The sequence below is a fragment of the Streptomyces sp. P6-2-1 genome (assembly GCF_050613165.1).
Classification (GTDB): domain Bacteria; phylum Actinomycetota; class Actinomycetes; order Streptomycetales; family Streptomycetaceae; genus Streptomyces.
This window is the reverse complement of the sequence record NZ_CP192513.1, coordinates 2,869,932-2,889,692: the sequence shown is the minus strand read 5'-3', so window position 1 is coordinate 2,889,692 and position 19,761 is coordinate 2,869,932. Positions and strand designations below refer to the sequence as shown.

General features: G+C 72.6%; 16 protein-coding genes. 6 read left to right on the top strand and 10 right to left on the bottom strand.

Features of this window, described 5'->3' with window-relative positions:
* Positions 1-43: 43 nt before the first annotated feature.
* Entirely contained in the window at positions 44-808 is a 765-nt protein-coding gene (locus tag ACQYWQ_RS12480) for a dioxygenase family protein (protein WP_431039163.1), read from the top strand.
* A gap of 707 nt (positions 809-1,515) precedes the next feature.
* Here ACQYWQ_RS12480 and ACQYWQ_RS12475 read toward each other — a convergent pair.
* Complete coding sequence (locus ACQYWQ_RS12475; protein ID WP_431039162.1) at positions 1,516-2,586, bottom strand: questin oxidase family protein; 1,071 nt, start codon at positions 2,584-2,586, stop codon at positions 1,516-1,518.
* A 389-nt stretch (positions 2,587-2,975) separates the two neighbouring features.
* On the opposite strand from ACQYWQ_RS12475, the gene ACQYWQ_RS12470 reads away from it, so the two are divergent.
* A complete protein-coding gene (locus ACQYWQ_RS12470) occupies positions 2,976-3,410 on the top strand; it encodes a pyridoxamine 5'-phosphate oxidase family protein (protein WP_431034513.1) in 435 nt (144 codons plus the stop codon).
* Between the two features lie 76 nt (positions 3,411-3,486).
* Here ACQYWQ_RS12470 and ACQYWQ_RS12465 read toward each other — a convergent pair whose 3' ends face one another.
* Positions 3,487-4,020: a GNAT family N-acetyltransferase gene (locus tag ACQYWQ_RS12465; RefSeq protein WP_431034512.1), complete on the bottom strand. Its 534-nt coding sequence runs from the start codon at positions 4,018-4,020 to the stop codon at positions 3,487-3,489.
* A gap of 197 nt (positions 4,021-4,217) precedes the next feature.
* Between ACQYWQ_RS12465 and ACQYWQ_RS12460 the strand changes: the two genes are divergently transcribed.
* Positions 4,218-5,243: a sigma-70 family RNA polymerase sigma factor gene (locus tag ACQYWQ_RS12460; protein WP_431034511.1), complete on the top strand. Its 1,026-nt coding sequence runs from the start codon at positions 4,218-4,220 to the stop codon at positions 5,241-5,243.
* 258 nt (positions 5,244-5,501) lie between these two features.
* Positions 5,502-5,792 carry a hypothetical protein gene (locus ACQYWQ_RS12455; RefSeq protein ID WP_431034509.1) on the top strand — a complete coding sequence of 97 codons (291 nt, stop codon included), beginning with the start codon at positions 5,502-5,504 and terminating at the stop codon, positions 5,790-5,792.
* A gap of 466 nt (positions 5,793-6,258) precedes the next feature.
* On the opposite strand, the gene ACQYWQ_RS12450 is transcribed toward ACQYWQ_RS12455, so the two are convergent.
* The gene (locus ACQYWQ_RS12450; protein ID WP_431034507.1) at positions 6,259-6,996 is read right to left on the bottom strand and encodes a DUF6227 family protein; all 738 of its coding nucleotides are present in this window, start codon (positions 6,994-6,996) and stop codon (positions 6,259-6,261) included.
* A gap of 749 nt (positions 6,997-7,745) precedes the next feature.
* Between ACQYWQ_RS12450 and ACQYWQ_RS12445 the strand changes: the two genes are divergently transcribed.
* The gene (locus tag ACQYWQ_RS12445; RefSeq protein ID WP_431034506.1) at positions 7,746-8,084 is read left to right on the top strand and encodes a hypothetical protein; all 339 of its coding nucleotides are present in this window, start codon (positions 7,746-7,748) and stop codon (positions 8,082-8,084) included.
* A 47-nt stretch (positions 8,085-8,131) separates the two neighbouring features.
* Here ACQYWQ_RS12445 and ACQYWQ_RS12440 read toward each other — a convergent pair whose 3' ends face one another.
* The 6 genes from ACQYWQ_RS12440 to ACQYWQ_RS12415 all read right to left on the bottom strand — a co-directional run bounded on the left by ACQYWQ_RS12440 (position 8,132) and on the right by ACQYWQ_RS12415 (position 15,522).
* Positions 8,132-8,710 (bottom strand): MscL family protein, encoded by a 579-nt coding sequence (locus ACQYWQ_RS12440; RefSeq protein WP_431034504.1) that lies wholly within the window; start codon positions 8,708-8,710, stop codon positions 8,132-8,134.
* A gap of 207 nt (positions 8,711-8,917) precedes the next feature.
* On the bottom strand, positions 8,918-9,289 hold the full coding sequence (locus tag ACQYWQ_RS12435) for a hypothetical protein (protein WP_431034502.1): 372 nt from the start codon (positions 9,287-9,289) through the stop codon (positions 8,918-8,920).
* An 802-nt stretch (positions 9,290-10,091) separates the two neighbouring features.
* On the bottom strand, positions 10,092-10,979 hold the full coding sequence (locus tag ACQYWQ_RS12430) for an S-methyl-5'-thioadenosine phosphorylase (protein ID WP_431034501.1): 888 nt from the start codon (positions 10,977-10,979) through the stop codon (positions 10,092-10,094).
* A 271-nt stretch (positions 10,980-11,250) separates the two neighbouring features.
* Positions 11,251-11,580, bottom strand: coding sequence for an FmdB family zinc ribbon protein (locus tag ACQYWQ_RS12425; RefSeq protein WP_431034500.1), 330 nt, complete (start codon positions 11,578-11,580; stop codon positions 11,251-11,253).
* Positions 11,581-11,679: 99 nt separating this feature from the next.
* Positions 11,680-13,068 (bottom strand): MFS transporter, encoded by a 1,389-nt coding sequence (locus ACQYWQ_RS12420; protein WP_431034499.1) that lies wholly within the window; start codon positions 13,066-13,068, stop codon positions 11,680-11,682.
* A 246-nt stretch (positions 13,069-13,314) separates the two neighbouring features.
* On the bottom strand, positions 13,315-15,522 hold the full coding sequence (locus tag ACQYWQ_RS12415; RefSeq protein WP_431039161.1) for a potassium/proton antiporter: 2,208 nt from the start codon (positions 15,520-15,522) through the stop codon (positions 13,315-13,317).
* Between the two features lie 402 nt (positions 15,523-15,924).
* Between ACQYWQ_RS12415 and ACQYWQ_RS12410 the strand changes: the two genes are divergently transcribed.
* A complete protein-coding gene (locus tag ACQYWQ_RS12410) occupies positions 15,925-18,852 on the top strand; it encodes a penicillin acylase family protein (protein WP_431034497.1) in 2,928 nt (975 codons plus the stop codon).
* Positions 18,853-19,077: 225 nt separating this feature from the next.
* On the opposite strand, the gene ACQYWQ_RS12405 is transcribed toward ACQYWQ_RS12410, so the two are convergent.
* Positions 19,078-19,689: a 5-formyltetrahydrofolate cyclo-ligase gene (locus tag ACQYWQ_RS12405; protein ID WP_431034495.1), complete on the bottom strand. Its 612-nt coding sequence runs from the start codon at positions 19,687-19,689 to the stop codon at positions 19,078-19,080.
* Between the last annotated feature and the right edge of the window lie 72 nt (positions 19,690-19,761).

The window sequence follows — 19,761 nt, the reverse complement described above, 5'->3', positions numbered from 1 at the left end:
AGCAGGTCCACGGATGTCGACTCCGGCCCCCGCCGCAAGCCGTATGCCGGCGCTCTACCTCAGCCACGGCGCCCCGCCGCTCGCCGACGACCCGGTCTGGCCCGGCCAGCTCGCCGCCTGGTCGGCCGAACTGCCCCGCCCCACCGCGATCCTGATGATCTCCGCGCACTGGGAGGACGCCCCGCTCGCCCTCGGCGCCACCCGCCCGCTCCCGCTCGTCTACGACTTCTGGGGCTTCCCCGAGCACTACTACACCGTCCAGTACGCGGCCCCAGGCGCCCCGCGGCTGGCCGAGTCGGTCCGCAAACTGATCGGCGGCCCCGGCACCCCGGTGCAGCACGTCGAGGACCGCGGCCTCGACCACGGCGCCTACGTCCCGCTCGTCGAGATGTACCCGGACGCCGACATCCCCGTGCTCCAGATCTCCCTGCCCACGCTCGACCCCGAGCGCCTCATGGGCCTGGGACGCAAGCTCGCCCCGCTGCGCGACGAGGGCGTACTCATCGTGGGCAGCGGCTTCTTCACCCACAACCTCGCGGCACTGCGCCACGCCGGCGGCGTCCCGAGCTGGTCGACGGAGTTCGACGACTGGGGCAGGCGGGCCCTGGAGGGCGGCGACATCGACTCCCTCCTGGACTTCCGCCACACCTCCCCCGCCGGACAGCTCGCCCACCCCAGGACAGAGCACTTCGCCCCCCTCTTCGTCACCCTCGGCGCCGCCGACGCCACCGGCGAACTCGACACCCGCCGCAGCGTCATCGACGGCTTCTGGATGGGCCTCGCCAAACGCTCCATCCAATTCGGCTGACGAAAACGGGAGGCCGGGAGCGGCGGCGGGGCGGGCCGGGGCACGAGGAAGGCCCCGCGCGCCGGGGCCGGTGTGCGGCGACGGGGCCGGGTCCGGGGCGGCCCGGGGCCGGGGCCCCACCGGGGGGCCGGCTCGGTCCGGGACAGCCGGGTCCGGGCGTCAGCGGGCTGCATCCGGCTGCGGCGTCGGGCCCGATAACCGGGCCGCGACGGATCGTTGTGTGTGGGGGCCGGGCTCGGACAGGGCAGGGGGATCGGGTCCGGTCGTGGGGCTGGGCAGGCCCCGGGCACGGGGGGTACGGGACCGGCGCGTGTAAGGGACACGGGAACGGCGGCGGGCCGGGGCGCGAAGTCGGGCCCGCACGTGGGATTCAGCCAGGGTGCAGGGCCTGGCCGGAGTGCGGGGCGGCCGGAGTGCGGGGCGGCCGGGGTGCGGAGTGGCCGGGAGTCGGGTGGCCGCCGGGCCGGGGGCCAGCGGGTTGCATCCGGCTGCGGCGTGGGCCCGTCAACCGGGGCCGCGACGGATCGATTGTGCGGCCGGGCTCGGACGGGGCAGGGCGGATCGGGTCCGGTTACGGGGTCGGGCAGGTCCCGGGCACGGGCGTACGGGACCTGCCCGCGTACGGGCTCACGGGACCGGCCCCCCGTACGGGCTCACAGGACCGGCCCACGTACCGGCTCACGGGAGCGCCCCCGCCCCCGTACCCCTCACCACGCCGGTTCGATCAGCTCCACCGCGCGCAGCACGGCCGCCCGGGCCCACGCCTCGTCAGGGCCCAGGGCGGGGTCGAGGGCCGTGTCCGCGAACTTCACCGCGTGCTCGTCCCCGTGCGCCGCCGCGCGCTCGAACACCTCCGCCTCGTCCATGACTTCGGCCCGCGCCCCCAGCCCCTGCCACGACGTACCCCGCGCAGGGCCGTAGGCAGCCGTCACCGCCGCGCTCGCCGACCAGGCCGCCGACAGGCTCGGCGCCCAGAGCCCGGAGGGCAGTGCGGGCAGCACGCGCAGCACCGCGTTGGGCGCCGTCGCCGCGTGCACGAGCATCACCGGCTCCCCGTGCGCATGGCTCGCGTACCGCCGTACCGCCGCCGCGACCAGCTCACGCAGCCGCTCCGCCGCCTCTTCGGGACTGCGGACCTCGGTGGCAGGCCACACGGGGAAGGCCGCCAGCCGCGCCAGCCGCTCCCGGATGCCCCCGCTCTGCCCCGCGACGGCCGGTACCGCGTCGAGCGCCTCGCCGGCCTTCGCGTACCGCTCCAACGCGCGCACCGGCGGCAGTACCTGACTCCGCGCCGCCCAGTACCCGAGCGCGTGCGCCAGCTCAGCGAGCCGCGGCCCGCCCGGGTCCCGTACCCGCGCGGACGCCTCACCCCCGTCCGCCGCAGCCGCCGCCTCCGTCGCGAGCAGCGTCCGCACCGCGTGGCCGGTCCGGATCACCGGGTGCGTCGCCCCGGCCGCGATCCCCGGCAGCAGGCGCGGCCACCACGTGGCGAGCACCGTGCGCCACGGCGCCTCGGCGAGCCGTACGCCGAAGTACGTCGTCCAGTCGGCGATCCTGCGCGGATCGCCCATCGCCTCCTTCCAGTTCTCCTCGGTGACGCGCGCGTACGGGGACGGAGCCTGCTCCAGCTTGTGCCGGTAGTGGTCGACCCAGCGATGCACCGTGCCGCCGTGCCCGCCGCGTACCAGCGCCTCGACCGCCATCGGCGCGTGGTTGCTCAGCCAGCCGTTCCGCTCAGGGCCCGAGGAGTGCAAGCGCTCCAGGGCCTCGTCGAGCACTCCGTCCTCCGCCCCGCGGGGACCGTGCACGGTGTCCCGTGCGTTTCCTTTCTTCCCTGTGCCTCCTTCCGTCCGCGTCCCGGCCGGTCCCGCCTCCGGCCGCTCACGGATTCGTCGCTCATCGATGTCCCGCCGGCCATCGGTTTCCTGTCGCTGGTGAAAGGCCCCGCGTGGGGTGTCATCGGGAGTCATGACGCCGCACGCTAGGCCGTTCAGTAGAGGAACGTAACGGACCGTAGTCCTAGTTCCCACGTCCGGTGACTTTTTTCGGGTAGACCGGAGGGACTGGGGCCAAAGGCGGGGGACCCGCCAGGACCCGTACCGAAACCCCTGGTCGGCGGCCCGAGACCGATGGGGAACACGCAGCCGGACCAATCGAAGGAGTCTTCATGGCACTCAGCCCGGAGGAGCGCCGCGCCTTTCTCGACGAGCCGCTCGTCGCGACCCTCGCCGTCGCGAGGGAGGGCGAGCGCGCGCCGCTCGCCGTGCCCGTCTGGTTCTGGCAGGAGGACAACGGCGATCTGCTCTTCTTCACGGAGGCCGACTCGCTGAAGTCCCGCCTCGTCGAGGCCGCGGGCCGCTTCAGCCTGCTCGTGCAGCGCACCGAGCCCACCGCCCGCTACGTCTCCGCCGAGGGCCCGGTGGTCTCCGCGACACCCACCACCCCCGACGAGTCGTACACCGACGCCGCCCGCTACCTCGCCCCCGACAAGGTCGACGCCTACGTCGCGAACGTCGGGGCCACCGGCGACCCGACCGCCGGACTCGTCACCTACCGCATGCGCCCCGAGCACTGGTTCTCCGCGGACCTCGGCTCGCTCTGACGGGCACCCCCGCCCGGGCGGGGGCGCGCGGTCGGCCACGCCCCGCCCCCGCCCCCGCCCCCGCCCGCGGAACGCGCTACGGCGCAAGCTCCTTCTCGTACCACGCCACGTCCCAGTACCGCCCGAACTTCCTCCCCACCTCGCCGTACGTGCCCAGATGCCGGAAACCGAAGCGCTCGTGGAGCGCCAGCGAGGCCGGATTCGGCAGCGCTATCCCCGCGTAGGCGCGGTGGACGTCCTCGCCCGCCAGGCTCGCGAACAACGCCGTGTACAACAGCGTGCCCAGCCCGTGGCCGCCCTCGCCCGGGCGGCAGTAGACGCTGACCTCCACGGACGTCGCGTACGCCGGCTTGGCGCGGAAGGCGCCGCTCGTCGCGTAGCCGAGCACCTGCGACCCCGCCGGGCGGGCGGGCGCGTGGGCGACGAGGAGTCGGTGCGGGCCACCGGTCGGGTGAGCGCGGAACCACTCCAGGCGCTGATCGGGGGTGAACGGAACCGTGTCGAACGTGATCGGCGTCTCTGTCACATAGTGGTTGTAGAGCGCTGTGAGCTGCGGAAGATCCTCCTCCCGGCCCGCCCTGACCTGCACCTTTTCGGTGGATTCCGGCATGTTCCCTCCCCTGTGGCGCGACAGGGTACTGCATGATCCCGAAGATTGATGCGCGCCAGGGGAATTCTGTCCTGTTTCCGGTCGTTGTTTCCTACAGATGCCGGGCACCCGCGAGGGTGAAGTACTCCCGCGCGAGAGCGTGCGGAGTGCGGCATCCGACAGGGAGCACGTCCACCCACCACCGCAAGGGAGCACGCATGGCCACCCGTGCCGTCGCCCGTCGTCAGTCCGCCACAGGGAGCGGCGCCTCCCAGGCTTCGGGCTCCGGGGAGACCCGGGGTTCCAGGGGTGCCCGTTCCGTGGGCGGGGAGATAGCCGACCGCGACCTGGTCGGCATGTACCTCGACGAGATAGCCCGTACGCCGCTGCTGGACGCCGCCAAGGAGGTCGAGCTGTCGCAGACCATCGAGGCGGGCGTCTTCGCCCGCCAGATACTCGACGGCGAGACCGACACCAAGAACGAGGCCTCCCGCGAGGAGCTGGAAGCGCTCGTGGAGGCGAGCGAGCGGGCCAAGGATGTCTTCATCCGTTCCAACCTGCGGCTCGTCGTCGCCGTGGCCCGGCGCTATCCGCGCGCCGGACTGCCGCTCCTCGACCTGATCCAGGAAGGGAACGCGGGCCTCGTGCGCGCGGTCGAGAAGTTCGACTACCGCAAGGGCTTCAAGTTCTCCACGTACGCGACCTGGTGGATTCGGCAGGCCATCACGCGGTCCATCGCCGACCAGTCGCGCACCATCCGGCTGCCCGTCCACCTCGTGGAGGAGCTGGGCCGCATCCGTCGTGTACAGCGCGAGTTCAATCGCGAGCACGGCCGCGACCCGGAGCACACCGAGATCGCCGCCGAGCTGGGCTCGACGCCCGAGCGCGTCTCCGACGTGCTCGACTGGGCGCGCGACCCCGTCTCGCTCAACATGTCCGTGGACGACGAGGGCGACACCCAGTTCGGTGACCTCCTGGAGGACACCTCCGCGGTTTCCCCCGAGCAGTCCGTGATGACGTTGCTGCGCAGCGAGGAGCTGGACGAGCTGATCGGCCGGCTCGACGAGCGCACCGCGTCGATCATCAAGATGCGCTACGGCATCGAGGACGGCCGTGAGCGCACCCTGACCGAGGTCGGCAAGCAGCACGGCCTCACCAGGGAGCGCATCCGCCAGATCGAGAAGCACGCCCTGCTCGAACTGAAGAAGCTGGCGCACGACACCGGCTTCGACGCGGCGGCGTGACGGAGCGGATCGCCGCGAACCCGCCCGCGCCACCCCGGCGCACCGGAAGGGCCCGAGCCGCGAGGCGCGGGCCCTTCGGCGTGCCCGTGCACGGGCGCACGCGCGAGAAGGCGCCGAAAAGTCGAGAAGTCGAGAAGGCGTGCGGACGCGTGCATCGGGGCGAACCTGGGCAGAAGTGGCATAGGAGATGCGTCACTTCGGGAGTAAGAACCCGATTTTTCCTCCCATTGGTCCAGTGGAGTGAGGTCTACTGAAGCCATGCCTCAGCACGTCTCAGTCATGCAGCAGGTCGGGGTGGCCGCCCTCGTGACGGCAGCGGTCGCCTGGGCCGTTGGACTCGTCCGCGGGGGTCGCGGGGTACGAGGGATGCGCGGCGCCGAGCCCGCGGCGACCGCTGGCCCGGGCGCCGCTCCGACGTCGGCGCCCGCCGGAGCGCGACGCCCGCGGATACCGCGCCAGTGCGTCCCCGCCTCGGAGAGCGTCGAACTCACCCCCGCCGAACGCGCGGCCTTCGCGGGCCTCGTCCGGCGCCTCGAAGGGCGCGGCTGACTCGCGTACGGCAGCGCTGGGCGGGGGCGGTGGGCGGTTGGTGCGACGCGGGGCATCGAGTGCGGCATCGGACGCGTCACGAGGGCGCGGGCGCGGGCCGGGTGCGGTGAGCGGGCCGAGGTGAATGCGCTGGTCGGCCGGGCCAGGCATGCCGAGGGCCCGGTTGAGCGTGCTCGCTCAGCTTCCCTGCCGGGCGCACGGCTCTCGGCGAGGTCGTGTTCGTGAGCGCCCCGTTCGTGAGCAGCCCGTTCGAGAGTGTCCGTTCATGCGGGCCGCTCGTGGCCGTTCGTGCGCGCTCGCCTTCTCGGCGAGGGTCGCCGCCGGTCGGGCGTCTTCGATACGAGGGCCGGGGGGTCGGATGACGGGCGGCCTTCCCACTGCCGCGCGCCGCCCCCTCCTCTTCCTGTGCCGACGGCCTCTTCTTGTGCCGGCGGGTCCCGCCGCTGCCGCGGGTCCCGTTCTCCGCTCAGAGCACGCGGGAGCGACGTTCCATCGCCTCGTGCGCCTCTCCTTCCGTCTCGTAGACCTCGCACATGTGGCGCCGGTCGGGCGTCGCCGTGTGCTCGACCTCCCACAGCGACATCTCGGTCCCGTCCAGGAGAAGGAAGGCATGCTCGTACAGCGCGAAGCCGATGCCCGCGATGGCCCGCAGGCCCGGGCGTGTGAACGCCTGGGTGATCTCGTGCGCGAAGGCGTTGCGCAGGAGGTCGGCGATGTCCTCCCGGGGGCAGTCCTCGTTCTCGGCCCGGCGCAACAGCCGACGGGCATGGTCGGCGGAGTTGTCCGGGACGTATTCGCGGTGCGGGACCGACTCCTCGGCGATCAGGTCGGCGGCGGACACCTCGTCGTCATCGGCCGGCAGCGTGGTCCACTCCGTCGGCCCGAACGGAGCGCGCGAGGCGGCGATCCTGGCCTCCTCGGCGTCGGCGTAGACCTCGTGGAGCGTCTCGTTCCCCGGGACGCTGCGCCGCCTGATCTCCCACAGGGGGAGAGCGCTGCCGTCGGGCAGCAACCAGCAGTGGCGGTGGGTCTCCTGGTGCAGCGTCGCGCTGTGGTGCGCCGAGTGCAGGGAGGTGTCGTAGGCGAGTGCGGAGTCGAGCCGAGAGAGGATCTCGTCGGGCAGTTCGAATGAGTTGAGGGCGCGTCCAAGCAGTCGCATGAGGGGGTTCTCCGGCGACTCAGGTGTCTCGTACGGAACGCTCAAGGCATCTCCCGGCGTTGCTGCATGTCACCTCGTGGGTGCATACCGTAGCCCTACGGTTGGACATCATGTCCGGGATTCGTGAAAACGAACGAAGGCTGCGGGAAGTTCCCGCACATGCCGTCGTCGTATGCGCCGAATCCGGAAGCGACGCTCGGAAGGTAGCGCCAAGTGCCGCCAACGCGGAAGACGGCACGCTTGTACGGAAACTGACGCCTCGTCCACCCAAAGGGTTGCCTTCCGTCGCTCAAACCCGGGGCGGCAACGTCGAGTGCGGCGGGCCCCGCTGCCGCCGTGCCCCTGGCGGCACAGGGACTCCGGGCCCGGGAGCCGTGCGGCACCGGGGCGGACGCCCCCCGGCGTGCGGCCCTGGAGCCCTCCGCGACGGCGGTGGCCACGGGTGCCGGGGTTGTACGGCGTCCGCGGTGGTGCGGTTGCGCGTGAGGGGCGCCGGGCCGGACGCGAGCGCCCCCACGAGGCCCGGCACGCCTCCGTACCGTTTCCCCGGAGCCCGGAGCCCGGAGCCCGGAGCCCGGAGCCCGGAGCCCGGAGCCCGGAGCCCGGAGCCCGGAGCCCGGAGCCCGGAGCCCGGAGCCCGGAGCCCGGAGCCCGGAGCCCGGAGCCCGGAGCCCGGAGCCCGGAGCCCGGAGCCCGGAGCCCGCTGGGGCGTGCCGCGCCCTGCCGCCCGCTCCGTTCCGGTCCCGTGCGGCTCGCCCCGCAGGGAAGCGGCGGAGCGGACGTACGCTGGAGGAATGAGCGAGACCCCCGAGCCGACGGCCAGCCCTTCCCCGCAGCCCCCGCCGGGCCCGGCGGAGAGCGAGACGCCCGGCCCGGCGGAGGCCGAGGCGCCTCAGGGCGCCCCGCTCGCGGGCGAAGCGTCCACAGCCCCGGCGGGCGAGGCCGGCCGGGCGGACAAGGCGGAGGCTGAGCGCCTGCGACGGGCCAAGGCGCGCCTGGTCTTCGACGATCCTCTCTACGGGCGCGGCCGTGACGACTCCGACCGGGGCTGGGGCGACCGCCCGGTCCCCCGTGGTGGCTCGGCGGCGGACCTGGCCCGCTTCCTCGACGAGAAGCCCCCGCACCACATCTGACCGGGAGCGGCCCCGAGGCCGCCCGGGCGGACGCCGCGAGAAGCGGATCAGCCCTTCGTGGGCCCCTGTCCTCCCGCCGGTCCTTCCGGTGGCGTACCCGGCCCCTCCGGAGGCGCGCCGTCCGCGGTCGCGCCCGGTGCCGCCGGGCCGTTCGGCGCGGACTCGCCGCGCGCGATCCGGGCGGCGACGAGCTCGTCCCTGATGTCCTTCAGCACGTCCAGCTCCGACACCGGCACCTCCGGGGTGCCGTACTTCGCCTCGCGGCGGGCCGCCAGCCTGGACAGGTAGCGGGACATCGGCAGGACCATCAGGAAGTACACGACGGCCGCCGTGATGAGGAAGGTGAGGGCCGAGCTGAGGACCGTGCCCCACATGATCTGGATGCCCTCGGCCTCCTTGCCCCCGTGCGCGGGGGTGCAGGGACTTTGCAGGCAGTAGCTGTACTTGTCCAGGTCCTGTGTACCGAAAGCACCGACCACCGGGTTGATGACGCCCTTGACCACCGCGTTGACGATGTTCGTGAAGGCGGCCCCGATGACCACCGCGACCGCCAGGTCGATGACGTTGCCACGCATGAGGAAGGACTTGAAGCCTTCCCACACACCAGGCTTGCTGTTCTCGCTCACTCAAGGGCCTTTCCGTATGCGCATGTTGTGCGATGCAAACAGTCTCGCAACCTACGACATCCGTCCCGGCCCCTGTCCAATTGCCTCCCACTATCGAGCGACTTGACACGGCGCGATCCGCTGCCATCCGTGCGGCTCCTGGCCCCCGGGACGGCTTCCCGCCGTCCCGCCGGAGCAACATCCCGGTCACTTTCCGGAGCAGGCCCCTCAGCACGCGACCACCGCCAGGGCCGATGAGGCGGACGCCGCCGCGAGGTCCACGGCCGAGGCGCGCGGCACCGTGAGCACGACGACGGCGCCGGAATCCGTCGCGTCCCAGCGCATTTCCGCGTCACCCTCCGGCCAAACCTCGGCCTCGGTGACCCTCGAAGCCGCCGGGTCGGTGAGGGGTGCCGTCGTACCCCGCGGTGGCGAGGGAGAGGAGACGGTCGGCCCCGGAAGGGCGACGACCCGCGCCCCCGCCACGACGACGCGCGCCGCACGGGGACCGGTACCGCTGACCGCGATCACGTCCACCCGGTCCCCGGGCCGTACCAGGCGCAGACCTGCGGGCTCCGCGATACGGACCGCGGTGCGCACGGTCCGCCTGTCGGGTGCCGGCCGTGTCCGGGCGGTATGTGCCCCGGCGCCGCCAGGCCCGGAGGAGGGCGAAGCCTTCGTCGGCGGAACACCGGCCCCCGTCGACGGCACGGCGATGAGGAGACCCCCGCAGACCGCCAGGAGCGCGAGCGTCAGACCCCGGCCCGCGCGGTGCCGGGGCCACAACCGTCCCATTCCCTTCCGGCGCACGGGCAGCGGCGGGAAGAGCGGAACGGTGCCGGGCGGGGGCACTTCACGCCCCGGCGGCCCCGTCCCCGCACCGGCAAGGGCCCCCGGCCCGCCCCACTCCCGCCCCAACGACTCCTGCTCCGGGGACTCGTGTTCCAACGACTCCCGCCCCAACGACTCCCGCTCCAACGACTCCCGCTCCAACGACTCCTGCCCCGGGGACTCGTGCCCCGACACCCCCTGGCCGGGGCCGTGGACCCCGTGCCCGGAGGGCTCGCGCCCGGGGAACTCGCGCCCGAGCGGAGCCGGTTCGTAGGGCGCTCGCGCGGGTTCGCGCGACAGGCGGGAGAGGGAGCCGGGAGGCGTGTGCGTCATGACGGGCTGTCCGTTCGTGCGGAGGGATGGGCCCGGTGGCGTCACAGGTCGTGCCACCACCGCGTCCGTCCCGCGACCGCCTGAGCGCCGGTACGAAACGGACAAGCACAGCCTGCCCGACAGCACTGACACGCGAGGAACGCCTGTGGATAACTCGGGGCTTGCGGAGATATCCACAACCCGAACGAGTGATCGCTTTCTTTCCGGCTCGACACGGACCGCCCGAGGTGTTCTACGGTTACGGCAACGCGAACCCGGGGTCCCATCCCCCGAGGGCCTTCGTGCACAGGCAGTCCCGGTCCTCCGCGGCCGGAAGATCCGCCACGACGTCGAAAAGGACCGTCCGCAGTCGGTCGACGTTCGCCGCGAAGACCTCCAGCACATCCTGGTGCGAGACACCCTCCCCTGTCTCGGTGCCCGCGTCCAGGTCGGTGACCAGCGTCAACGAGGTGTAGCAGAGCTCCAGTTCACGAGCGAGCATCGCCTCCGGATGCCCGGTCATCCCGACCACCGACCAGCCCTGCGCCGCGTGCCAGCGTGATTCGGCACGGGTGGAGAACCGCGGACCCTCCACCACGACGAGCGTGCCGCCGTCCACCGCGTCCCAGCCGTGCCGCCTGGCCGTGGTGAGTGCGACGGCCCGGCCCGTCGGGCAGTACGGATCGGCGGGGGAGACGTGCACGACGTTCGGCACGGCGCCGTCCGGACGTTCGTCGCCGTCGAAGTAGGTCTGGGCCCGGCCCTTCGTACGGTCGACGAACTGGTCGGGAACGAGCAGGGTGCCAGGACCGTACTCGGGCCGGAGCCCGCCCACCGCACACGGCCCGAGTACCTGCCGCACGCCGACCGAGCGCAGGGCCCAGAGGTTGGCGCGGTAGTTGATGCGGTGGGGCGGCAGGTGGTGGTCGCGCCCGTGCCGGGGCAGGAACGCGACCTGCCTGCCGGCCACCTCGCCGAGGAAGAGGGAGTCACTCGGCGGCCCGTACGGGGTCTCGACCGAGACCTCCGTGACATCTTCGAGAAAGGAGTAGAAGCCTGAACCGCCGATGACCCCGATATCGGCCCGGGGTCCCGAGGGGCCCGCGGCACCGGGCACAGCGGGGCTGGTGGAGGTGGTGTTGGACATGGCGGCACAGTATCGGGACCACCACCGACAACACGTCCGGGCCCCGCCCCTCCGGCGGAGCGGAGGAACGGGGCCCCGACGAGGAAGCGGCAGGTCCGTCACTCACACTGCGGAGCCGACTCACGGATGGGACGAGTCGGCGATCCCGGCCGAGGCCGGAGGCCGCGCACACGCGCGAGCTACGAGTGACGGGTCCGTCCGCGACAGAAAGGACCGGCCCACCCGCGGCACGGGGGGTGGGCCCGTCCTGGCACGGGACCGCGGGCAGCTCTCAGGCCGCGGGAGCCGGCGAGCTGCTGCTGGAGGAGCTGCTGCTCGACGAGCTGGAACCGGAGTCCGACTTCTTCTCGGCCGCGGGCTTGGCGGCGGTGTCCGAACCGGCCGAGGTCGAGGGCTTGGCCGCGGGGGAGCTGCTGCTCGACGCGCCCCTGCTGTCGTTGCGGTAGAAGCCCGAGCCCTTGAAGACGATGCCGACGGCGGAGAAGACCTTCTTCAGGCGGCCCCCGCAGTTCGGGCACTCGGTGAGCGAGTCGTCCGTGAACTTCTGGACGGCCTCCAGGCCCTCACCGCACTCGGTGCACTGGTACTGGTACGTCGGCACTTGCTTCCTCCTGGCACTCTGACTCGATGAGTGCTAACGACACTCCATAGTGACGTATTCCGCGCCGTCAGTCCACTGCCGACGGGCCCCGGTGACCGATCACACGCCGGACGCGGCCCCTTCGGCAGCCCTGGCCTGGGGTTTCGTCGCAGCCGGTACGAGCCGCTCGCGCAGCAGGGCCAGGGTGAGCAGGGCGGCCAGCGTGCCGAGGGCAGGTACCAGGAAACCGGCCCGGGAACCGTGCGCGTCCGCGAGTCTCCCCGCGGCCGTCACGGCCGCCGCCTGCCCCAGCGCCACCGCCCCGGTGAGCCACGTGAAGGCCTCGGTCCTGGCCCGGGCCGGTACGAGCGCGTCGACCAGGGTGTACCCGGTCACCAGGGCGGGCGCGACGCAGAGCCCGGTCAGGAAACCGACCACGGCGAAGAGAGGAACGGAGTGCACGGCCCACAGGGTCGAGGCCACGACGGCGAGCGCCGTGTAGCCGATGAGCAGCCTGCCGTGCGCGGGCCGCTTCCAGGCGATCGCGCCCACGGCGGCGCCCGAGAGCATGTTCCCGCAAGCGAAGATCCCGTAAAGGAGGCCGTTGACACCGGAGTGACCCGACTCCTCGGCGAAGGCCGTGAGCGACACCTGCATTCCGCCGAAGACCACCCCGATCCCGAGGAAGGCCACGACCAGCACCCGGACACCCGGCACCCGCAGTGCCGAGGACGAGCCCGCCGTCCCCCTCCGGGTCCCCGGGACGCCCTCGTCCGCTTCCACGCCCCTGCCCGGTCCCGCGCCCCTGCCCGCTTCCACGCCCCTGCCCGGTCCCGCGCCCCTGTCCAGCCCCGTGCCGTTGTCCGGCAGTCCCGTGCGCTGGGCGGCGAAGAGCAGGCCGCCGACGAGGGTGAGCGTCGCCTCGGCGGCGAGACCCGCGACCGGGTGCACCCCGGTGCACAGCGCGGTGGCGAGGACGGGGCCGATGACGAACGTGAATTCGTCGGTGACCGACTCGAAGGCGGCGGCCGTGGGGAGAAGCGGGCTGCCCGCGAGCTTGCCGGCCCAGCGGGCCCGCACCATCGGGCCGACCTGCGGTACCGAGGCGCCCGCGGGGACGGCCAGCAGGAACAGCGCCCACAGCGGGGCCCCGGCGAGGGCGAGGGTGGCCAGGGCCGCGACCGAGACGGCGTGGAGGAGGACGCCGGGTACGAGGACGGCGCGTTGGCCGTGCCGGTCCGCGAGCCGCCCGTTCTGCGGGGCGCAGAGGGCCATCGAGACGCCGGTGACCGCGGCGACAGCGCCCGCGTTGCCGTAGGACCCGGTGGTGTGTTCCACGAGCATGACCATGCTCATGGTCAGCATGCCGAAGGGCTGCCGGGCGGCGAAGCCGGAGAGGAGGAAACCGGCGACGCCGGGGGTGCGCAGGAGCTGTCCGTACCCGGGGCGGCGCGGGGGCGCGCTCTTCGGGGAGCCGGTGCCGGACGAGGAGGCGACCGTGGTTGCCACGGCGCACACCTTTCTGCCGCCTGGTAGCGCCTCAGCGGGGAGGCACCGAGAGCTGTCCACTCGCGCGGGACTGCGGTAGATACCAGCGCCCGGGAGGGCGTCACGGCCGCCATACGGTCGCGCCAGCTCTGCGTCAGGCAGAGTTGGTCGGTCAGTGATGCGGAGCCATCGTATGACGGGCGCGGGCGTCGGCGCGCCCCCGCTCGCGGTGGCGGGCCGCCGCGAGCGAGGGACGAGAGGGGCAGCTCAGGCCGGGTCCCGTTCCTCGCCGAGTTCCCCGACCCCGGCCCCCTCGGCCTGGCGTTCCTCCGCCGGGCGGTGGCTCTCGGGCGCGGCATCCGCGGGATCGGCCGGGCCGCGGGCCGCCTGTTCGCGCGCCTTCTCGCGTACGGAGGAGGCGGGCGGCAGCGGCGGTACGGAGCCGAGGCCGCGCCGCTCCGCAGCGGGCGCCTCCCGCTCCTCGGGCACGAAGGCGCCACTCACACCGCCCGTACCGCCGCCCGCGCCCGTAGCGCCCGAGGCGCTCTCGCCCGGGCCGCCCGGCCCACCCGGCGCGCCGGACCCCGGCCGCACCTTCCCGTTCTCGCCGCGCCCGCTCACGTCCGTGGACCTGGTGAATCGCAGGCGGCCCAGCGAGCGGCCCCCCGCCTGTCCGGCTCCCTGCTTCTGGGCGGCCGCCCCACGCCCGGTCGCCTCGGACGGCCGGGTACCGGCGCCCGCGCGCCCCGTACCGGCGCTCGCACGCCCCGTACCCGCGTCCGCGCGCCCCGTACCCGCACCGGCCCGCCCCGTGCCCGCGCTCCCGCGCATGGAAGCGGCGCCCGCGCGCCCGGAACCGGCACTCGCCCGTCCCGAGCCCGCACCGGCACGCCCCGCACCTGTCCGCCCCGCACCGGCACGCCCCGCACCGGCTCCGGCGCCTCCGTCCTCCTCGGCCTGCCCGAGCCAGCCGGCGAGCTTGCCGCCGTGGGCGACGGCGTGGAGGCGGGCCTCGGCCGCCTCGCGGACGGGGTCGGTGGCGACGACGAGGAGTTCGTCGCCGCGCCGCAGGGTCGTGGTCGGTGTCGGGACGAAGCTCGTACCCTCGCGGACGACGAGCGTGACGGCGGAGCCCTTGGGCAGGCGCAGCTCGCTCACCTCCACGCCGTGCATACGCGAATCGCCGGGGACGGCGACCGACAGGAGGTGGCCGCGCAGGCGTTCCAGCGGCGCGGACTCGACGCCGAGGTCCGCCGTCTCGGCGCGGTTGCCCAGGCCCAGGCGGCGGGCGAGCCAGGGCAGGGTCGGGCCCTGGACGAGGGTGTAGACGACGACGAGTACGAAGACGATGTTGAAGATGTGCTGGCTGTCCTTGATCCCTCCCACCATCGGGATCGTCGCCAGGATGATCGGCACGGCGCCGCGCAGGCCCGCCCACGACATGAGCGCCTGTTCCCGCCAGGGCAGCCGGAAGGGCAACAGGCTCAGCAGGACCGACGCGGGCCGGGCGAGCGCCGTGAGGATCAGGCCGATGAGGAGCGCGGGCACCATGTCCGAGGCGAGTTCGTGCGGCGTGACGAGCAGCCCGAGCAGGACGAACATGCCGATCTGCGCGAGCCAGCCGAGGCCCTCGGCGAAGCCCCTGGTCGCGGGCCAGTGCGGCAGCTTCGCGTTGCCGAGCACCATCGAGGCGAGGTACACCGCGAGGAAGCCGCTGCCGTGGACGAGGGCGCCCGAGGCGTAGGCGGTGACGGCGATCGCCATGACCGCGATCGGGTAGAGCCCCGACGCGGGCAGCGCGACATGGCGCAGCCCGTACGCGCCGAGCCAGCCCACCGCGAGCCCCACCGCGGCGCCGATGGCCAGTTCGAGCGCGATCTCGCCGAGCAGTACGTACCAGTGCTCGACGGGGCCCGCTGTCGAGAAGGCCACGACGAGGATGACGACAGGCGCGTCGTTGAAGCCCGACTCCGCCTCCAGCGTGCCCGTGATGCGCGAGGGCAGCGGCACCTTGCGCAGTACGGAGAAGACCGCCGCCGCGTCCGTCGACGAGACAACCGCGCCGATGATCAGCGCGGGCCGCCAGTCGAGACCCACCACGTAGTGCGCCCCGAGCGCCGTGATCCCCACGCTGATCCCGACGCCCACCGTGGAGAGCGCGGCCGCCGCAGGCAGCGCCGGGCGGACCTCCTTCCACTTCGTGCCGAGCCCGCCCTCGGTGAGGATCACCACGAGGGCCGCGTAGCCGATGACCTGGGTCAGCCGGACATCGTCGAAGGACACGTTGCCGAGTCCGTCGGTGCCCATGACGACGCCGATGCCGAGATAGACGAGCAGGCTCGGCAGACCGCTGCGCGAGGAGAGGCGCACGGCCGCGACGGCGACGAGGAGGACGACGGCGGAGACGAGCAGGAGCTGGTTGAGGTGGTCGACAGTCAGGGGCCGGTTCCTTTCCGCGGGGGCGGGAGTCCCCACCACCGGGGGCGGATGGGGAGGAGGTGCCGGCAAGGGTACGAGCCGGGCGGAGGGGGCGACTCCGGAACAGAGACGACCCGGTTACTTCGTTACCTTACCTAATCGTTAACGGTTTCTTGATGCGTCTTCGCGAACCGGCTCCCCCGCGGGAGTGCGTCTGACCCTGCGGAGATACGACCGCCTTGCACCGGAGAAGTCGGCACACAAAGGACAAGCCGGTTGTGCGGGGGAGTGCTCAAGTGCCGTACGGGGCGGGGCGAGCGGCCCCCGGGGCCCGGCCTACGGGCCCGTACCGCGTCCTTGGCCTACAGGCGCTGCGCCTATGGTTGCTCCAGCGTTGGGGTGACTCTCCGCCCGGACGATTCCGCCCGCTCGGCCGCTCGAAGGACAGCAAGGACAGCGATGCCCGCGAATACAACCCCCTCTTCCGGTCATAAGTCCGGCAAGAAGAAAGGGCGTCGAGCCCGCCTCCTCGTGATTCTCCTGGTTCTCGTCGTCGTGGCGGGAGTCGGGTACGGCGGCTGGTGGGGAGTGAGCACCGTGCGAGCCTCGTACCCGCAGACGAACGGGACGCTCCGGCTCAAGGGCCTCAGTGGCAAGGTCGAGGTCCGCCGCGACGCGTACGGGATTCCGCAGATCTACGCGGACAGCGACGCCGATCTCTTCATGGCGCAGGGCTACGTCCAGGCTCAGGACCGCTTCTACGAGATGGACGTGCGCCGCCACACGACCTCGGGCCGCCTCTCCGAGATGTTCGGCGACGGCCAGGTGGACACCGATGCCTTCCTGCGCACGCTGGGCTGGCGGGACGTGGCGCAGAAGGAGTACGACACGAAGCTGTCGGACGCCACGAAGCGCTCCCTCGACGCCTACACCAAGGGCGTCAACGCCTACCTCGCGGGCAAGGACGGCAAGGACATCTCGCTGGAGTACGCGGCGCTCGGCTTCACCAACGACTACAAGCCGCAGAAGTGGGACGCGGTCGACTCGGTGGCCTGGCTCAAGGCGATGGCCTGGGACCTGCGCGGCAACATGCAGGACGAGATCGACCGCTCGCTCATGAGCAGCCGCCTCAGCGCGAAGCAGATCAAGGACCTCTACCCCGAGTACCCGTACAAGAAGAACGCGCCGATCATCCAGGGCGGCGGCGTCGACCCGGTCACGGGCAAGTACGACCCTGACTACAAGGGGTCCCCTGGCGGGATGGGCACGGGCGTCGGCGACGGCACCTCCACCGGTACGGGTACGGGCGCCGACGGCACGGGTACGAGTACCGACGGCACGGGCACCGGCACCACCGAAACCGGCACCGAAACCGGAACCGCCACGGGCACCGAAACCGGAACCGCCACGGGCACCGGCACCGCCACGGGCACCGAGTCCTCCGCCGGTACCACCCCGCAGGGCGGTTTCGGCTCCGCCGACGCCCAGGCCATCAGCGACCAGCTCACCGGCGTCTACGACGCCCTCGACCGCGTACCCGACCTGCTCGGTCCGAGCGGCAACGGCATCGGCTCGAACTCCTGGGTCGTCTCCGGCAAGTACACGACGACGAACAAGCCGCTCCTCGCCAACGACCCGCACCTGGCCCCGCAGCTCCCCTCGGTCTGGTACCAGATGGGTCTGCACTGCCGCACGGTCTCGGCGAAGTGCCAGTACGACGTCTCCGGCTACACCTTCTCCGGAATGCCCGGCGTGATCATCGGCCACAACGGCGACATCTCCTGGGGCATGACGAACCTCGGCGCCGACGTCACCGACCTCTACCTGGAGAAGGTCACGAGCGACGGCTACCAGGTCGACGGCAAGATCAAGAAGTTCAAGACCCGCAAGGAGACGATCAAGGTCGCCGGCGGCACGTCGAAGGTCATCACCGTCCGCGAGACCGACAACGGCCCGCTCATCTCCGACCGCGACGACGAACTCACCAAGGTCGGCAAGAAGGCGCCCGTCGCGAGCGCGGCGCCCGACCGCGGCGACGGCTACGGCGTCGCGCTGCGCTGGACCGCGCTCGACCCGGGCCGCTCGATGGACGCGGTCTTCGCGCTCGACAAGGCGAAGGACTTCAAGGAGTTCCGCTCCGCCGCCGCGCTCTTCGAGGTCCCCTCGCAGAACCTCATCTACGCCGACACCAAGGGCCACATCGGCTACCAGGCGCCCGGGAAGCTCCCGGTCCGCGCCAAGGGCGACGACGGTTCGCTGCCCGCGCCCGGCTGGGACTCCGGCTACCACTGGCAGGGCTGGATCAAGCAGGACGAACTCCCCTGGGAGTACGACCCCGCGCGCGGCTACATCGTCACCGCCAACCAGGCCGTCGTCGACAAGGACAACTACCCCTACGAGCTGACGACCGACTGGGGATACGGCACCCGCAGCCAGCGCATCACCGACCTGATCAAGTCCAAGATCAAGGACGGCGGCAAGATCTCCACCGACGACATGACCTCCATGCAGATGGACAACAGCAGCGAGATCGCCCGCCTGCTCACGCCCTACCTGCTGAAGATCGACGTCAAGGACCCCTACGTCCGCGAGGCGCAGAAGCTCCTGGAGGGCTGGGACTACACGCAGGAGCCGGACTCGGCAGCCGCCGCGTACTTCAACGGTGTGTGGCGCAACATCCTGACGCTCGCCTTCGGCCAGAAGCTGCCGAAGGAGGTGCGGGTGAAGGACGAGTGCCTCAACGTCGAACCGGCCGGCACCACGGGCCCGATCGACGAGGACACCCGGGTGCGCGAGTGCGGGCAGCGCGACCCGGACAGCGCGCAGCCGGACGGCGGCGACCGCTGGTACGAGGTCGTCCGCAAGCTCGTCAAGGACCCGAAGAACGAGTGGTGGAAGGCCCCCGGCACGCGCAAGGACAAGGCGGTCGCCACCAGGGACGGGCTCTTCGCGCGCGCCATGAAGGACGCCCGCTGGGAGCTGACGGCGAAGCTCGGCAAGGACATCGACACCTGGAGCTGGGGCCGCCTGCACCAGCTCACGCTGAAGAACCAGACGCTCGGCACCGAGGGTCCGGGCTTCCTCCAGCGGATGCTCAACCGCGGCCCCTACAAGCTGGGCGGCGGCGAGGCGGCGGTCGACGCGACGGGCTGGAACGCGGCCGGCGGCTACGACGTCGTCTGGGTCCCGTCGATGCGGATGATCGTCAACCTCGCCGACCTCGACAAGTCCCGCTGGATCAACCTCACGGGCGCGTCGGGCCACGCCTACAGCGCCCACTACACCGACCAGACGAAGAAGTGGACCGAGGGCGAGACCTTGCCCTGGGCCTACAGCGAGTCGGCGGTGAAGAAGGGGACCAAGGACACGCTCATCCTGCGGCCCTGAGCCGCGTCCGGCGGTACGGGTCCGCACAGCGCCGCGGATGATCCGCACAGCGCCGCGGATGAGGGGCGCCCCCACGGCCGGGGGCGCCCCTCGCCCGTACCCGCCCTCGCCCGCCCCTCGCCGCGTAGCCGCCGTCGCCCGTGCCTCGCCGCGTAGCCGCCGTCGCCCGTGCCTCGCCGCGCACCCGCGCACCACCCGCGCACGCCGCCCCCGTCCCCGTGCCGCTCAGAACCTCCGTACCCCCGCCGGAGTCACCGCCGCGTGCACCGGCCTGTCGTGCGGTTCCGCCGGGACGCTCGCGCGCACCTCCTCCTCGTAGAGAAGGACCAGCAGGAGCGGGTCGGCGCCCGCTGCGGCCAGCCGCGCCAGGACCCGGTCGTACGAGCCGCCGCCGCGCCCGAGCCTGCGGCCCGCGCCGTCCACGGCGAGCCCGGGGAGCAGTACGGCGTCCGCCTCCGTGACCGCCGCGGGCCCGAGCCGCGGTCCTGCGGGCTCACGCAGCGTCATCCGGCCCGCGTGGCGCACCTCGCGCAGGGAGGCGGGGCCCTCGTAGGCGGCCCAGTCGAGGTCGTCGTCGGGCAGCAGCACGGGCAGCAGGACCCGTACGCCGCGCGCGTGCCACAGGTCGATGAGCGGCCCCGTGTCCGGCTCGCCGCCGAGCGACACGTACGCGGCGACCGTCCGTACTCCATTCAGCTCCGGGAGCCGCGCCGCGATCGCGGCCAGCGCGTGCCCCAGCCGCCGCACCTCCGACGCCGGCCTGGCCCGTCGTTCCGCCAGGAGGGAGCGGCGCAGGACCCTCTTCGCCTCTTTCGCATCACCTGGCGTACGGCTCACAGCAAACTCCTTGTCGCGTCATATCGGTCAATATGACTGATACCTGTGGACAACTCCGCGGTCATTGGCAAA

Coding starts and splice junctions, on each gene's coding strand:
- ACQYWQ_RS12480 (WP_431039163.1), top strand. CDS start 44: ATGCCGGCGCTCTACCTCAGCCACGGCGCCCCGCCGCTCGCCGACGAC.
- ACQYWQ_RS12470 (WP_431034513.1), top strand. CDS start 2,976: ATGGCACTCAGCCCGGAGGAGCGCCGCGCCTTTCTCGACGAGCCGCTC.
- ACQYWQ_RS12465 (WP_431034512.1), bottom strand. CDS start 4,020: ATGCCGGAATCCACCGAAAAGGTGCAGGTCAGGGCGGGCCGGGAGGAG.
- ACQYWQ_RS12460 (WP_431034511.1), top strand. CDS start 4,218: ATGGCCACCCGTGCCGTCGCCCGTCGTCAGTCCGCCACAGGGAGCGGC.
- ACQYWQ_RS12455 (WP_431034509.1), top strand. CDS start 5,502: ATGCCTCAGCACGTCTCAGTCATGCAGCAGGTCGGGGTGGCCGCCCTC.
- ACQYWQ_RS12445 (WP_431034506.1), top strand. CDS start 7,746: ATGAGCGAGACCCCCGAGCCGACGGCCAGCCCTTCCCCGCAGCCCCCG.
- ACQYWQ_RS12430 (WP_431034501.1), bottom strand. CDS start 10,979: ATGTCCAACACCACCTCCACCAGCCCCGCTGTGCCCGGTGCCGCGGGC.
- ACQYWQ_RS12410 (WP_431034497.1), top strand. CDS start 15,925: ATGCCCGCGAATACAACCCCCTCTTCCGGTCATAAGTCCGGCAAGAAG.